Source organism: Devosia sp. Z6_126 (assembly GCF_058133495.1).
Window position 1 is genome coordinate 383,895 of the sequence record NZ_JBYUNO010000002.1, and the last position, 14,888, is coordinate 398,782.

The window sequence follows — 14,888 nt, forward strand, 5'->3', positions numbered from 1 at the left end:
AAGTCATGCCTGATCATAGGCGCTGAGCAGATTGGGAAGGCAGGCGAGTTGGATCGTGATGGGCTTGCCATCCGCGAGGTTCACGGAAGCCGACAAAGCTGCATGGGCCGCGGCCCAGCCCAAAACCCGTTTGCGGGGAAGATCGAGTCGCGCCTCGAAGGTGTCCAGCAATGCCGAAATGCGGCGCGGGTCGGCAACCAGCGCTTCGGCGCCGGAGGGGCTAACAAATGCGGGTGCTACTTCGTAAGCCGGATCACCGAAGAGGCCCACCGGATCGATGGCGAGCCATCCGCGCCCCGACGAGATGATGTTGTCGTAGTGCAGATCGCCGTGTAGCGGGAGTTGTGCACTGGGTTTGTCGAACAGCTTGAGCGCGATGCCGCTGGCACGGGCGTAGAGATCTCGGGCGGTGTGCGGCCAGACCCGCACATCGGTATCGAATAGCATCTGAAAGCGGTCGCGTAGCGAAAGTAAGTCCGGGGGAGACTGCGGACGCGGCCGATGAAGACTGGCGATCACGGTCGCAAGCGCGACAGTCGCCTCTTCGTCGTGGCCGCGCCGAACAGCGTCCCCCAGCGGAATGCCGTCAAGCCATTCCATGAACAGTGTGTCGCCATGCGAGTCGAACACGGTCGCGGCGCCCTCCCCGCCATACCAGGCCATCAGCGCCGCTCCGCGACGCTCCGCATCTGGGGGCGCCGCCTTCAGGATCTTGAGCACCGCAAAGTTGCGTCCATTCTGATCAACGCGAAAAATCCAGCTGGTTGCCGTGTCGGCAAGCGGCTGCGAGCGGGTCAGGGACCAGCGGATCATGGCGCGGCTGAGCGCTGTTTCGACGGGCGACTGATTCATCATGGACATATTAGAGCAGAACAATGGTCGTGATTCGACCTCCCAGCGCTCTTTACGCCAAAACTTGATAAGCGCCCACCCGAAGCGGCCATCAGTTCAGGCGATAAGCATCCTTGGCTGCAGTGTAGCTCAAATGCTTGGCTAATTCCTGCGCGGTCGCGGCCGAGAGCCGGTGCTCGCCCACCCAACGCGCAAGGAAGCCGCTGACTTCACGGCGCCAGACATCATGCCGGGCGGGGATCGAGAGCAGCGCACGCGTATCGTCATTGAAGCCGGCGAGATTGTAGAAGCCGGCCGTCTCCACCACCTGGTCAAGATAGCGCCGGATACCCTGCGGGCTGTCGTGGAACCACCACGGCGGGCCGATCATCAGGCTGGGCCAATAGCCAGCCATGGGCGCCAGCTCCCGAGCATAAGTGGTTTCATCGAGTACGAACATGATGATGCGTAAGTTCGGCTCATTGCCGCAGCGGCCCAGGAGCGCCCGCATACCGGTGACATAGTCGGTCGTGCCAGGAATGTCGGCGCCAAGATCGGTGCCACGCTCGGCCATCAGCAACGGATCGGTGTTGCGGCGGGATCCGGCATGGATCTGCATGACCATGCCGTCTTCCACCGACAACAGCGCCATTTCCGTAAGCATCTGGGCCCGAAAGAGTTCAGCATCGGCAGCATCGTGTCGTCCAGCCAAGACCTTGTCGAGCAAGGCCTGCTTTTCCACTAGGGGAAGGTCAGTGGTGTTGGCAGTGGGAACACCATGATCGGTCGCAACGGCGCCGAAGCGCCGGAAGAACTCTCGCCGGCTCCGGTGGGCATTGATGAGACCGCCCCAGGTCGTAATATTTTCTCCCGTGACCTCCCCCAGACGCTGAAGATTGTCCGCGATGGCGGGGCGGCTGGCGTCGGTAACATCATCAGGGCGATAGGTGGTACGCACCCGCCCGATCAATCCCCGGTCAGCCAAACGGGCATGGTGCTGGAGGGGATCGAGGGCGAATTCGGTGGTCGCAATGGTCTCTACGTTGGCACGATCGAGAATCGCCAGCGGCAGCAAATCGGGATCACCCAAGCGTTTGTCGATCAGGTCATAAATCGCATCAGCAGTGTCTGGCCCCAACTCTTCGTTGATGCCAAAGGTGAGCTGGAGCGAGTGATCGACCCAGGTCTTGGATGGAGTACCCGCGAACAAATGGTAGTTCGCGGCGAAGAGGCGCCAGGCATCTCGCCCGGCCGCAACTGGCTTTCCATCCTTGCGGGGCACGCCGAGATCGTCATAGCTCAGCCCACGGCTGCGCAGCATGCGCAACACATAATGGTCTGGGGTGAGAAACAGCGCCGCGGGGTCCGAAAACCGATCATTGGCTGCAAACCAGGACGGGTCCGTGTGCCCATGGGGGCAGATCAGCGGCAAATCTTTGACAGCAGCATAAAGGTCCCGCGCGACGGACCGTGCTGGTTCGGCCAAAGGGAAAAAGCGATCGGGATGAAGGTGCGGGGCATTGGTCATGATCAGGTTTTGCCATGATCCGTACCCAAGATCAACGACTACCATACAAGATCGGCCAGTGAGCGGATTAGATTAAAATTAACGGCGTTCCGGAAAGGCTTTTCCCCCTGCCGCCATGCTGGACTACGCTTGCGACGTGGGCGAAACGACTAAACAAAGGCCGCCCCGAGTTACTGGCGACTGCCACGCATTGTCTCAAGGGGGAAGCGATGACACAGGTTGAATTGCAGGGAACTGGCCACGACGTCCACGCATCCACCTCAGCTATTCGCCGGCTGCCCCGCGCTCATGCGATGGTCCTCGCTGCCGGGATGGCGGCCTTCGGTATTGTAGCCGTTGCGGCCGCGATGACCATGACCCTGTGACAGCCCAGGCTCACGCCACCTCGCCAAGACTTTCGCGTTCTTCCGGCGTGGTTTTGCGGAAGTGCTCTTCAATTGCCTCGATGCCGATCTCATCCAGGCAGTGCCGGATCGGTGCCCATAGCGCCCATTTCGGCTTGACTGCCCGCATCGTAAGCCGATCATCCACCAGGTCGAAAGTGACGTTGGCAGCCTTGGCGAGCGCAAGAAACTGCGCCACTGCCAAGGCGGTATCGCGCCGGTCATCACCCGTCTGAGCTACAGTATTATGCAACGCTTGATCCATTGCCGTACTCCACACATTTGTGCGGAAGCAACGGAACTCTGTTCAATTCGATGCAATTGCAAGCGGAACGTGGTTTACGATTGGTTACCGCAGCAATCCTGTAGTTAATCCAAGAAGCAGGAGTTGTGCGGCCGGTGATCCTTGGCCCGCATCAACGCGTCACTGTTCCGGCATTGGGCGCGAAAGAAAGCATACAAGAAACCACTTAGATGGCGTTCCCATATGTCGCAGGTACCAGGCGCATGGTTGGGGCGACGCTTTGGCGGTGGCCATAGCCGCCTCGTCGCGCTATGGGAGCGCACCGAACAATGGAGAGCAATGATGAGCGACGAAGATCAGGATATTGAGCTTTCCGAGCAGAGCTGCGAATTCACCCAGGACGGGATCACCGTTCAGGTCGGCATCTACCGCCTCAAGGACAGCAATGATGGCTGGACCCTGGAAGTGGTGGACGATGACGACAATTCGCTGATCTGGGAAGACACCTTCCCCACCGAGCTGGACGCCTGGAACGAGTTCCAGCGGGCGCTTGAGGAAGAAGGCATCGCCCAGCTGATCGGCCCGCCCGACGAGGCCGTTCACTAAGCGAGTGACCGCTGCGGCCATGACCTGCCAGTACGACCCAGACCCATACGCCGAGCTCGACTACCGGGCCGACGCCGATGAACTCTCGGAAGAGAGAAAGCCAACGCGCGTGCGTATGCATCCGAGGCGGGCCCTTAACGGTCCGCCCCGGCGGCACCATCGCACATTGTAGCGGCGACGGTGCTTGCGGGGCTTTCCTCCGCGATAATATCGCGCAGTTTGAAGGCGTCGCGCAGCGCCGCGCCTGATGCGGTATTGTCAAAGATGCACCAGCCTGGACCACTCCCCGCCTGCAGCAGTGCGGCGAAAAGCTCAATGGCTGCATGGTCGTACTCTGAATAGTAGATTTTCGGCGAACCGTGCAGCCGCAGGTAGGTTGCGCCGTCGGCAAGCGCCGCCGCGCGCAAGCTTTCTTGCTGTGGATCGGCATAGACGCGGGCGATCTTGAATGCCTGCAGCAGTTCGGAAGCTTCCGCGTTGGCCCAGGTGGCGTGGCGGGGCTCCAGATAAACAGGCACCGGGCTGCGCGCGTGGAGGGCGGAGAAGAATGCCGATGCGGACTCGCGCTGAAATGCCAGCTTGGGCGGGAGTTGTACGAGGATTGCCGCGAGCTTGCTGCCGAGCGGAGCGATGTCGGCGAAGAACTCATCGAGGTCAGTTTCGGGGTTGATGAGCTGACTTTGGTGAGTGATGGTCTTGGGCAGCTTGACGGAGAATTTGAAGTTTTGCGGGACTGAATCGTGCCAGCGCTGCCAGGTGGATGGGCGGTGACGGCGGTGAAAGCTGGAATTTACCTCGGTCGCGGAGAATACGGCGGCGTAGCGCTCCAGGGCGGTTCCTTCCCCCTGGAACTCGGAAAAGTCCCGATTTAAACTCCATCCTGCCGTACCGATGAACGCATTATGAACCACTGCAAAGCCTTTATGAATGGGCCAAAATCCAACTCCCATGGCGTCGAGCTGTTCCCGCCGGAAGTGGCCAGTTGCATCACCTGCTGTGTCGAGGGAACGCATTTGATCGTGCGACGCTCTCAAGACGTTTGGACATCGGCGGCAAATGGGTAGATGAGAGAGACGATTGATGCGAAGGTGCGGGCAGACATGATCGAAACCGAAAGCCAGGTCACGACACCCGGCAGTGACCACTATCAGCTGCTGGTGAGCAGCATCGTGGACTATGCCATTTACATGCTGGATCGTAACGGCACGGTGGTGAGCTGGAATGCCGGCGCGCAGCGCTTCAAGGGCTACGAAGCTTCCGAGATCATCGGGCACCATTTCTCGAGATTCTATACCGAAGAAGACAAGGCAACGGATCTGCCCGCGCGAGCCCTGCGCACTGCAGCCGAAGAGGGCAAGTTCGAGCAGGAAGGGTGGCGCGTTCGCAAGGACGGCACCCGCATGTGGGCGCATGTGGTGATCGACCCGATCCGCAGCCCGACGGGCGAGCTGATCGGGTTTGCCAAAGTCACCCGGGATCTATCGGAACGAAAAGCGGCGGAAACGGCCCTGCGCGAAAGCGAAGAACAGTTTCGCCTGCTGGTGCAGAGCGTCACGGACTATGCGCTGTACCAGCTCTCGCCCGAGGGCACGGTCAGCAGCTGGAATGCCGGGGCCCAGCGCATCAAGGGCTACAGCGCCGAGGAGATCATCGGCCAGCACTTCAGCCGCTTCTACACGCCCGAAGACCAGGAAATCGAGCTGCCCAGGATCGCGCTCGAAACCGCCACGCGCGAGGGGCGGTTCGAGAAGGAAGGCTGGCGCGTCCGCAAGGATGGCAGCCGCTTCTGGGCGCATGTGGTGATCGACCCCATCCGCAATCAGGCCGGCAACATTGTCGGCTTTGCCAAGGTCACCCGCGACAATACCGAACGACGCGAAGCGCAACGGGCACTCGATGAGGCGCGCGAGGCGTTCTTTCAGTCGCAAAAGTCCGAAGCGCTGGGCCAGCTTACCGGCGGCGTGGCGCATGACTTCAACAATCTGCTGATGGTGATCCAGAGCAGCCTCGAGCTCGCGCAAAAGCGGCTGCCCGACGATCCCAAGCTGCGCCGGCTGATTGGCAATGCGCTGCAGGGCGCGCAGCGCGGCGCGTCACTGACGCAGCGCATGCTGGCTTTTGCCCGCAAGCAGGAACTCAATCCCGAGTCCGTCGACGTTCCCCAACTGGTGCGCGGTATTCTGGACCTGCTGGAGCGTTCGCTTGGCCCTTCCCTGGACCTCGTGACCGAATTTGCCGCGACCTTGCGACCGGCCCGTGCAGATGCCAACCAGCTCGAGCTGGCCATCCTCAACCTCGTGGTCAATGCGCGGGACGCGATGCCCGGCGGCGGCATTATCCGGATCTCGGCCAAATCGATCGATGTCGTCGGAGCCGGCAAGCCGATGCCGCCCGGCCGCTATGTGCGGATCACCGTGGAAGACAGTGGCGAGGGCATGGATGCGGCGACATTGGCCCGCGCAACCGAGCCGTTCTTTACCACCAAGGGCGTGGGGAAAGGCACCGGGCTCGGCCTGTCCATGGTCAAGGGCATGGTCGAACAATCCGGCGGAAGGTTAGTGATCACCAGCGAAAAAGGCACGGGTACCACGGCGCAGATCTGGCTGCCCGAAGCTGCAGCAGAAACGACGCTCGACACCGCCACTGCCGATGAACAGCAAACACACCAGAACGAGCCGGCCAAAAAACCAGTCGTACTGGTGGTGGACGATGATGCACTGGTGCTGGGCAATGTCGCAGATATGCTTGAGGACCTCGGCTATAGCCCGATATTGGCGGGCTCGGGCGCCGAGGCGCTCAAGGTGCTGGCGACCGGTGAGCCGATCGACATGATGCTGACCGATTATGCCATGCCCAATATGACGGGCTTGCAACTGGTGAGGGAAGCCCGTTCGCGACGGCCGGACTTGCCGGTGGTTCTTGCCAGCGGCTTTGTGGACCTAGCCGGCGAGGAAAGCATCGAGCTGCCCCGGCTCGCCAAGCCGTTCCGCCAAACCGAACTGGCCAAGGCTGTGTCAGCGGTTATCGAGGCGAGCTGACGAAAGGCTGCCGGCGGGCGCGAAGCCTGCCAGCTGGTGAGCAAAGCGGCACTGAAGTGCTCCTGCCGCCCTCACCCGCGCCTAGAGCTGCGTGTCGACCCAGACTTCCACCGACATACCCGGCCGGAGCTGAGTGACCAGTTCGGGCTCGGCATCGAGTTCGATGCGCACCGGAATACGCTGGGCGATCTTGGTGAAGTTCCCCGTGGCGTTATCGGGCTTGATGACGCTGAACTCCGAGCCGGTCGCCGGCGAGATTTCCGAGATATGGCCCTTGACCTGTTGGTGATTGAGCGCGTCGACGGAAAAGGTGACCTCCTGCCCGATATGGACGCTGGCGAGCTGCGTTTCCTTGAAATTGGCCACGACCCAACGATCGGGCGGGGTGACGGAGGTTAGCTGGCTGCCGGTGGATACATACTGGCCCACGCGCGCCGTCACTTCCCCGAGCACACCATCGACAGGCGCGATGATGCTCGTATTGGCCAGATTGATCTTGGCCAGTTCCACCGCAGCTTCAGCGGAGTGAACCGCCCCCTGCAATGCGGGTACGCTCCCCTCGACCAGCGACAGGTTCTGTTCGGCCACGCTGATATTGGCCTGGGCCTGGGCAACGCTGGATTGCGCTTGCAGCAATGCGGCGCGGACCTGGTCGTTGCTCGATTGCGGCGACAGGCCCGAAGCCAACAACGACTCGCTGCGCGCGGCATCGGCCTGGGCGCGCTCAAGCGAAGCCTCTGCCGCTTCGAGCTGGGCGTTGGCATAGTCGAGGCTCGCCTGCTTGGATGCCCGGTTCTGCTCATAGTTGTCGAGGGCGTTGCGCTGCTGGGCCAAGGCCCCTTCGGCCTGCGCCAATTGCTGCTGATAGATGCGGTCATCGAGCTTGATCAGCAGATCGCCCTTCGTAACCTGCTGGTAGTCGCTGACCGGCACTTGCGTGACATAGCCGGCAAGCTGAGGCGCGATCATGGTCACTCGGCCACGCACAAAGGCATTGTTGGTGGACTGGATCGTGGAGGTGAAAGGCGGCAGCTGCCAGGCATAGAGCACGACGCCAACGCCGATGAGGCCGATCAGCAAGGCAGCCCAGGTGCCCTTGGATTTAAGCAGTTTGAGGAAAGGCATAGTCAATTCTCCAGAGAGGCAATCAGGCCGGGCTGGCGGCGCTGGCAGTTTTGGCGGCGTTGAGGGCGGCGAGCTTGGTGAGGCTCATGTGAATGACCAGCGCGGCAGTGGATGCCAGCGCCCCGTAGAAGACCACGAGGAAGAGGTCGTTATAGGCGAGCACCCAGGATTGCTGGGTAAGCGACTGGGTCAACAGGTTCAGCCCTTGCGTGCTGAGCTGGGTGGGATCGGTCAGGACGCGCGCATAAGCGCCGCCATAGGCCTGGATGCGCTGGGCCACGAGTGGATCAAGCAGGGTGATCCCTTGCGACAGCATGTTGGAATGAAACTGCTCGCGCAGGGCGACGAAGGTGGTGAAGATGGCGCTGCCCAACAAGCCACCCAGGCTTTGCGTGGTGAGAAACACGGCAAGGAACGACAGAATATATTGCGGGCCTCGCGCCAGCGCCTTCATGAAGCCATTGAGCATGGCTGGCGGCAGGAACAAGCCACCAGCGGCGCCAATCAGCGCCTGGCTGAGATAGAATTGCTCGGGCCGGCTGAGCGTGGTGCTGTGCGCATCCATCCAGCTGCCAGCCGCAATCAGGACCAGCGCCACGAGGTGGATGATCTCGGTGCGCTGCGGCTTGATCACTGCGCTAAGGACAGCGGTGGCAATGAAGGTCACGACCCCGATGACGCCGAAGAGTGGGATCAGTTGATCGTTCTGCAGATTAAGCACGGTGAAGAGGCCAAACACCCCCACCGACTGCTCTGACAGCAGCAGGCGGAACACGACGAGGGCCCCGGCAAAGATCAGCATGTCGCGACCCGTGAGCCAGCGCAGGTCGATAATCGGGTTGCTGCGATGCAGCTCGACCATGCAGAACAGCGCCATGGAGGCAATGCCGAGGGCCAGGAGTTCGCCGATCCAGGGGGTTTCGAACCACCAGAAGGCCCGACCCATGCCGAGCACGATGGCAAGGCAAGCAAAGCCGACCGTCATCAGCGGAAAGCTAAGGATATCGGCACGATCAAAGACCTTCATGCGCGGCGGGGCGGTCAAGGGCACGAGGAACACAATCGCGAGCGAGACCAGCGCCATGCCCACTTCAACGGCGTAAAGGCCCACCCAATCGCCCATCTGCAGCAGATCGGGCGAGATGACCCGGGCCAAGGGCAAGGCGAGGGTTGAGCCGAGCATGCCAAAGCAGATGCCAATGCTCATCTTCTTTTGCGGGGGAAGCCATTCCAGCATGTAGTAAAAACCGAGCGTGCTGAGCGGGGCCGCGGCCACGCCCATGATGGCGCGCACGACAATGGCCGAGTGCAGATCATGGGCAAACAGGTGGGCGATGACCACCACCACATAGGCAGCGATCCCCAACTCGGCGAAGCGCCGCAGCCCGAACTGGGTGCGCGCCTTGAAGAGGAGAATAGTGCCCGCAAGATTGGTGGCGAAATAAGCGGCGGCGAGCCAGCCCATCTCGGTTTGGGTGGCCCCAAACGAGGCCTGCAAGCCCGGTAGATTGGCGGTGATGAGATTGAGCCCCAAGCCCTGAGTCAGCCCGAGGATCAGCGAGCTCAGGATATAAACCAGGTTCATGATCGGCGATTTGGGCACGAAGGGCGGCATGGCGGGCATGCCCGAGGCTGGCGCCGCCGCTGGCGGCGCGCTTGGCTGCGCCACCGGTTCAGCCTGGGTGTCCGTTGTTGCTGCGGACGCGAGGGCGGCCTGCTGTTCGGGCGGAGTCGAGTTCTCGGCGGCGCGATCCTCAACGGGATCAGCGACCGGTATTACCGTGCTGCGCGTGCTCATGACGGGGCGTGCTCCCGATCCTTGGTGAGAGAACCGGCAATGTCCGACTTCATCCTTTGCAGCCCGTCGAGGAGCTGAAGCAGGACGCGATTGGCGATCTCGGCTTCGGCGGGATCAAGCTGGGACATCAGGTGATCATTGAGACAGGAAACGATAGCCGAGACCTTTTTGGCCACAGCACGGCCTTGCGGCGTCAAAACGATCATGCGGGCGCGGCGATCGTCCGGGCTGGGCACGCGATGGGTATAGCCAAGGCTCTCCAGCCCATCGAGGATGCGCACGGCGGTGGGATGCTCAACGCGCAAATGTTCGGTTACGGCGGCCTGGCTGACGCCTTCCGTGCTGGGCAGCAACAGCAGCAGAACGCGCGCGCGCGCCGTGGTCAGGTTGAGATCCTTAAGATGGACATCAAAGCCCACGCTCAGTTCCCGCCCAGCTTTGGCGACATTGCGAAGCAGTTCGGATGTCTCGGCCATGTTCGTGCTCACCTACAGTGTAGGGACCTACATATGTGCTGCGGCGGTGGAGCGCCACAAGAGCGGACGCATAACAGACCTGCATTTTTTCACAGGAACAATGCGCCAGGGACTCAAGTGTTGAGTCCGGCTGGGGCGCTAAGTGGTTCCCACAGCGAGACTAAGCGGGGGCGTTCGGGCGCGTCACCATGCGGGCCTGGATGATCACGACGACCAGAAGGAAAGCGCCGCGGATCACCGATTGCCAATAGGCTGAGAGGGAAATCCAGCCCATGCCGTTCTCGAAATTGAGCACGTTGAAGAGGATGCCGAGGAGAAGCACGCCGGCCAAAGTGGTGCCAACGGAGCCGACGCCGCCGGTCAGCAGCGTACCGCCGACCACGACCGAGGCGATGGCAAAGAGCTCCCAGCCGACGCCTTCAATGGGCTGGCCAGCGCCGAACTGGGCGGCAAGAATGACGCCGGCGAGGCCGGCCAGGCCCCCGCTCGCCAGATAGGTCAGGAACTTGATGGCATCGGTACGCAAGCCCATGAGGCGTGAGGCTTCCTCGTTGCCACCGATGGCGAGGACGGTGCGGCCGGTGCTGGTGAAGTTGAGGACGACCGAGCCGAGGAGATAGGCGACCGCGGCGATCACGGCGGGGATGGGCAGGATCCACAGATTGCCCTGCCCTAGCGCGGTGAAGCCGCTTTCATAGGAAACGGAGACGGACTGGTTGTTGGCCAGCAGCAGCGCCGAGCCGCTGGCCGCGAGCATGGTCGCGAGAGTGGCGATGAAGGGCATGATGTTGGCGCGGGTGACGAGAAGGCCGTTGATGGCGCCGACGAGGAGGCCGACGCCGATGCCGGCCGCGGCGCCGGGGAGGATGCCATAGGGACTCGCAAGGGCCGCCGCGACGCTGCCGAGGGCGGCGGTGGAGCCGACGGAGAGATCAATGCCGCCGGTCATGATGACGAAGCACATGCCGAGCGAGACCAGCGCGAACATGGAATTGTAGCGCAAAACGCTGGTGATGTTGAAAAAGCCGACGAAGTTGTCGTAGCGCCACCAGCCAAAGGCGATGAGGGCGAGGAGGGCAATGACGACGCCATAGGTGCCGAGGAGAATGCGCAGATCGGGCTTGCGGGTCATCGCGCCCTGCCCTGTTGCTGGAGCCAGACGGCGAGGACGATGATGGCGGCCTTGACCACGAGCGCGGCGGCGTCGGGGACGCCATTGGCGAGAAGCGTGTAGCGCACGAGCTGGATGGTGAGCGCGCCGATGAGGGTGCCGATGATGGTGGCCTTGCCGCCGCTCAGCAGCGTGCCGCCGACGGCAACGGCGGCGATGGCGTCGAGCTCCATGCCGAGGCCGACGAGATTGGCGTCGCTGGCGGAGTTGATGGCGATGACGATGAGCCCGGCCACGCCCGCGCAAAAGCCGGAAATGGCGTAGACGGCGAGTTTGACGCGGCTGACGGGGACGCCCGAGAGTTCGGCGGCGCGCTCATTGCCGCCGGTGGCGAGGATGGCGCGGCCAAAGACGGTGCGGCGGAGGACCCAGGCGGCAAGGAGCACGATGGCGGCCATGATCAGCACCTGGACGGGGATGCCGAAGGGGCGCCCCAGGCCGATCCACTGGAATTCGGGGGTGCGGAAGACCTGGAGGTTGCCGTTGGTGAGGACCTGGGCAATGCCGCGGCCGGCGATGAAGAGGACGAGGGTCGCGACAATGGGCTGGATGCGGAAATAGGCGACGAGCCAGCCGTTGAAGAGGCCAAGGAGCGTGGCGGCAAGGAGAGCGACGCAGATGGCGAGGGCGACGGCGGGGCCGATGGGGCCAACGGGAAAGATGGTGCCGAGAAAGATCATCGGCGCCAGCGCACCAGAGATGGCCATGATGGAGCCGACGGACAGGTCGATGCCGCCGGTGCCGATGACCATGGTCATGCCGACGGCGACGATGACAATGGTGCAGACCTGGGTGAGGTTGACGTTGAGGGTTTGGACGGTGGCGAAGTTGCGGGTGAAGATGAGGTTGAAGACGAGCAACAGCGCGAGCGCGATCAGCGTGCCGTAGCGCGACAGGAAGTCGAAGAGGTCGAAGGGGCGGCGCTCGGCGGCGCGCGGGGCGGGAAGAGTTGCGGTCACGCCTGCACCTGCTCGGTTCGGGTGGAATGGCCATGGGCCATGGCGTCGAGCACGCGCTCCTCGGTGATCTCGGTGCCGGTGAGTTCGGCGACGGTGCGCCCTTCGCGCAGAACAAAGACGCGGTCGGCGCCTTCCACCACTTCCTCGAGTTCGGAGGAGATCATGAGGACGGCCAGGCCCTGATCGGCGAGGGAGCGGATGAGGCGCTGGATTTCGCCCTTGGCGCCCACATCGATGCCGCGGGTGGGTTCATCGAGGATCAGGAGCTTGGGATTGGTGGCGAGCCAGCGGGCCAGCAGCACTTTCTGCTGGTTGCCGCCGGACAGTTCGCGGATCTTCTGGTTGGGGCCGGAGCATTTGATGCCGAGCTGTTGGATGAAGCGCTCCACCAGTTCGCGCTGTTCGGTTTCGGAAACGACGCCGTTCTTGCTGATGCGCGGCAGAAGGGCGAGGGTCATGTTTTCGGCGACGCTCAGTTCGGACACGATGCCCTCGGCCTTGCGGTCCTCGGTGACAAAACCCATGCCGGCGGCAATGGCGTCCTTGGCGCGGCTGGGGGCATAGGGCTGGTGGCCCATCTGCATAGAGCCGGCGCGGGCGCGATCAATGCCAAAGACAAGGCGGGCGGTTTCGGTGCGCCCTGCCCCCAGGAGCCCGGCGAAACCGACGATCTCGCCACGCGCGACATCGAAGCTGACATCCTGCACGGCCTGCCGGGCGGCAAGGTTGCGCGCGGCAAAGACGGTTTCCCCCGCCTCGCGGTGCCTTTCGGTGAAGGCGGTCGCGTGGCCTTCGGCCTTGCTGATGTCGCGACCGAGCATGGCGGAGACGAGATCGAGCTTGTCGATCTCGTGCATGTCGGCGGTGCGGACCGTGCGGCCATCGCGCATGATGGTGACGCGGTCGCAGACCTCGTAGAGCTCATCGAGCTTGTGGCTGACAAAGATGACGGAAACGCCCTCGGCCTTGAGCTGGCGGATGACCTTGAACAGCATGGCGACTTCGCCCTCGTCGAGTGACGAGGTGGGCTCGTCCATGATGACGAGACGGGCGGAAAAGCCGATGGCGCGGGCAATGGCCACCATCTGCTGGGTGGCGGTGTTGAAATCCATCAGGGGGCGGCGGACATCGACGGTGATGCCAAAGCTGGCGAGCAGGCGCTGCGCTTCGGCGTGCATGGCGTTCCAGTCGAGCATGCCAAAGCGGCGCGCTTCACGACCCAGACAAATGTTCTCGGTGAGCGAGCGGAAGGGGACGAGGTTGATTTCCTGGTAGATGGTGCTGATGCCGCGCGACTGGGCTTCGTGGGGAGAGCCCACTTCAAAGGGTTGGCCGGCAAAGAGGACCTCGCCGCCATCGCGCTTATGGTAGCCGGTCAGCACCTTGATCATGGTTGATTTGCCGGCGCCGTTCTGGCCGATCAGGGCGTGCACTTCGCCGGGGCGAACCTCAAGCGATGCGCCGGAGAGGGCCGGGATGCCGGCGAAGCGCTTGTCGATGCCGGTCATCGAGAGCAGCAGAACTTCGGCCATGCTGGAACTCCGAAAAACGGGGGCGCCCGCCCCGAGGGCGGATGCCCGTCACCTTGCGATCAGTAGGCGGTGTCGAGCAGGTCGTCCGCGTTTTCGGGCGTATACATCTCGTCGGGATTGATGATCACCGGCGGGATGGTTTCGCCAGCGGCATAAGCCACGGCGGTATCGAAGGCCTTGGGGCCAAAGCGCGGGTTGCACTCGACCACGGCTTCGATCTTGCCATCGACCACGAGCTGCACGGCTTCCTTGCCGCCATCGATGGAGAAGACGAGGCAATCGTCGCGCCCGGCGGTGCGGCCAGCCGCTTCAAGGGCGGCAATGGCGCCGATGGCCATCTCGTCATTGTGGGCATAGATGACATTGGCGTCGGGATGAGCCTGCAGCAGGGTTTCGGCCACCTGGCGGCCCTTGTCGCGGGCGAAGTCGCCGGACTGGGAGGCCACGATCTGGAAGTCCGAATGCTGGGCAATGACGTCATCAAAGCCCTTCTTGCGGTCATTGGCCGGTGAGGAACCGGTAGTGCCTTCGAGTTCGATGATGACCTTTTTGTCGAGGCCGAGACCAACCAGATATTCGGCCACGCGCTGGCCTTCTTCGACGAAATTGGAGCCGATGAAGGTCACGTAGTCTTCGCCGGGCTTGGCGAGGCTCTGGTCCACATTGCGATCGAGCAGGATAATCGGAATGCCAGCGCCCTTGGCGGCCATGATGGCGGGGATCAGCGGCTTTTCTTCGCGCGGGGCGAGGAAGATCAGATCCACGCCCTGGGCAATCATGGAATTGACGTCGGCCACCTGCTTGGCGGCGGAGCCCGCCGCATCGGTATAAACCAGCTGCCAGCCGCGGGCGGCGGCTTCGTCCTGCATGGACTTGGTTTGCGCGAGGCGCCAGGGATTGTTGGACTCGGTCTGAGCAAAGCCGACCTTGTAGGTGTCCTTCTGTTCCAGCGGGGGCGCGGCGGCAAAGGCACGCGAGGCTAGAATGGACGCTGCGGCGCTGGCGGCCGAAGCAATCAGCAGACTACGACGGGTAATCATCATGTAGTTTTCCTCCCAGTTTGGCCGCTATTGCGCGACCAGTGGCTTGAGCCACGAACCATGATAGTTGACCAAATAATCTTGCGACGTCAATGCAGCTAATTAGTCCTAACTAGCTGATATCCTTAGTATATATAAGACACGCATCTGCGCCCGG

Annotated in this window: 14 protein-coding genes; 3 read left to right on the top strand and 11 right to left on the bottom strand. The window is 62.5% G+C overall.

Going from position 1 to position 14,888, the window contains the following annotated elements; genetic code table 11:
* Positions 1-3: 3 nt before the first annotated feature.
* Together AC3YOG_RS08805 and uxaC are read right to left on the bottom strand one after the other, a co-directional pair.
* The gene (locus tag AC3YOG_RS08805) at positions 4-852 is read right to left on the bottom strand and encodes an aminoglycoside phosphotransferase family protein (RefSeq protein ID WP_489934792.1); all 849 of its coding nucleotides are present in this window, start codon (positions 850-852) and stop codon (positions 4-6) included.
* Between the two features lie 91 nt (positions 853-943).
* A complete protein-coding gene (gene uxaC / locus AC3YOG_RS08810; protein WP_489934793.1) occupies positions 944-2,359 on the bottom strand; it encodes a glucuronate isomerase in 1,416 nt (471 codons plus the stop codon).
* A 209-nt stretch (positions 2,360-2,568) separates the two neighbouring features.
* Here uxaC and AC3YOG_RS08815 point away from each other — a divergent pair, with 209 nt between their 5' ends.
* Positions 2,569-2,724, top strand: coding sequence for a hypothetical protein (locus AC3YOG_RS08815; RefSeq protein ID WP_489934794.1), 156 nt, complete (start codon positions 2,569-2,571; stop codon positions 2,722-2,724).
* A 10-nt stretch (positions 2,725-2,734) separates the two neighbouring features.
* Here AC3YOG_RS08815 and AC3YOG_RS08820 read toward each other — a convergent pair whose 3' ends face one another.
* On the bottom strand, positions 2,735-3,007 hold the full coding sequence (locus AC3YOG_RS08820; protein WP_489934795.1) for a hypothetical protein: 273 nt from the start codon (positions 3,005-3,007) through the stop codon (positions 2,735-2,737).
* A 321-nt stretch (positions 3,008-3,328) separates the two neighbouring features.
* On the opposite strand from AC3YOG_RS08820, the gene AC3YOG_RS08825 reads away from it, so the two are divergent.
* Complete coding sequence (locus tag AC3YOG_RS08825; RefSeq protein ID WP_489890097.1) at positions 3,329-3,592, top strand: hypothetical protein; 264 nt, start codon at positions 3,329-3,331, stop codon at positions 3,590-3,592.
* Positions 3,593-3,726: 134 nt separating this feature from the next.
* Here the strand turns inward: AC3YOG_RS08825 and AC3YOG_RS08830 are convergent, their stop codons facing one another.
* Positions 3,727-4,605: a DUF72 domain-containing protein gene (locus AC3YOG_RS08830; RefSeq protein ID WP_489934796.1), complete on the bottom strand. Its 879-nt coding sequence runs from the start codon at positions 4,603-4,605 to the stop codon at positions 3,727-3,729.
* An 87-nt stretch (positions 4,606-4,692) separates the two neighbouring features.
* On the opposite strand from AC3YOG_RS08830, the gene AC3YOG_RS08835 reads away from it, so the two are divergent.
* The gene (locus AC3YOG_RS08835) at positions 4,693-6,630 is read left to right on the top strand and encodes a hybrid sensor histidine kinase/response regulator (protein ID WP_172123064.1); all 1,938 of its coding nucleotides are present in this window, start codon (positions 4,693-4,695) and stop codon (positions 6,628-6,630) included.
* Positions 6,631-6,711: 81 nt separating this feature from the next.
* On the opposite strand, the gene AC3YOG_RS08840 is transcribed toward AC3YOG_RS08835, so the two are convergent.
* The 7 genes from AC3YOG_RS08840 to AC3YOG_RS08870 form a co-directional block, all read right to left on the bottom strand.
* Positions 6,712-7,755 (bottom strand): HlyD family secretion protein, encoded by a 1,044-nt coding sequence (locus tag AC3YOG_RS08840; protein ID WP_172123063.1) that lies wholly within the window; start codon positions 7,753-7,755, stop codon positions 6,712-6,714.
* Between the two features lie 22 nt (positions 7,756-7,777).
* On the bottom strand, positions 7,778-9,553 hold the full coding sequence (locus AC3YOG_RS08845) for an MFS transporter (protein ID WP_248306949.1): 1,776 nt from the start codon (positions 9,551-9,553) through the stop codon (positions 7,778-7,780).
* The gene (locus AC3YOG_RS08850) at positions 9,550-10,029 is read right to left on the bottom strand and encodes a MarR family winged helix-turn-helix transcriptional regulator (RefSeq protein WP_172123062.1); all 480 of its coding nucleotides are present in this window, start codon (positions 10,027-10,029) and stop codon (positions 9,550-9,552) included. Before AC3YOG_RS08850 ends, AC3YOG_RS08845 begins: the two co-directional genes overlap by 4 nt.
* 160 nt (positions 10,030-10,189) lie before the next feature.
* Positions 10,190-11,161: an ABC transporter permease gene (locus tag AC3YOG_RS08855; RefSeq protein ID WP_172123061.1), complete on the bottom strand. Its 972-nt coding sequence runs from the start codon at positions 11,159-11,161 to the stop codon at positions 10,190-10,192.
* Positions 11,158-12,159 carry an ABC transporter permease gene (locus tag AC3YOG_RS08860; protein WP_489934797.1) on the bottom strand — a complete coding sequence of 334 codons (1,002 nt, stop codon included), beginning with the start codon at positions 12,157-12,159 and terminating at the stop codon, positions 11,158-11,160. The genes AC3YOG_RS08855 and AC3YOG_RS08860 overlap by 4 nt, the downstream gene beginning before the upstream one ends.
* Positions 12,156-13,691, bottom strand: a complete 1,536-nt coding sequence (locus tag AC3YOG_RS08865; protein ID WP_489934798.1) for a sugar ABC transporter ATP-binding protein — start codon at positions 13,689-13,691, stop codon at positions 12,156-12,158. Before AC3YOG_RS08865 ends, AC3YOG_RS08860 begins: the two co-directional genes overlap by 4 nt.
* A 59-nt stretch (positions 13,692-13,750) precedes the next feature.
* A complete protein-coding gene (locus AC3YOG_RS08870) occupies positions 13,751-14,731 on the bottom strand; it encodes an ABC transporter substrate-binding protein (protein WP_489935260.1) in 981 nt (326 codons plus the stop codon).
* Positions 14,732-14,888: the final 157 nt, after the last annotated feature.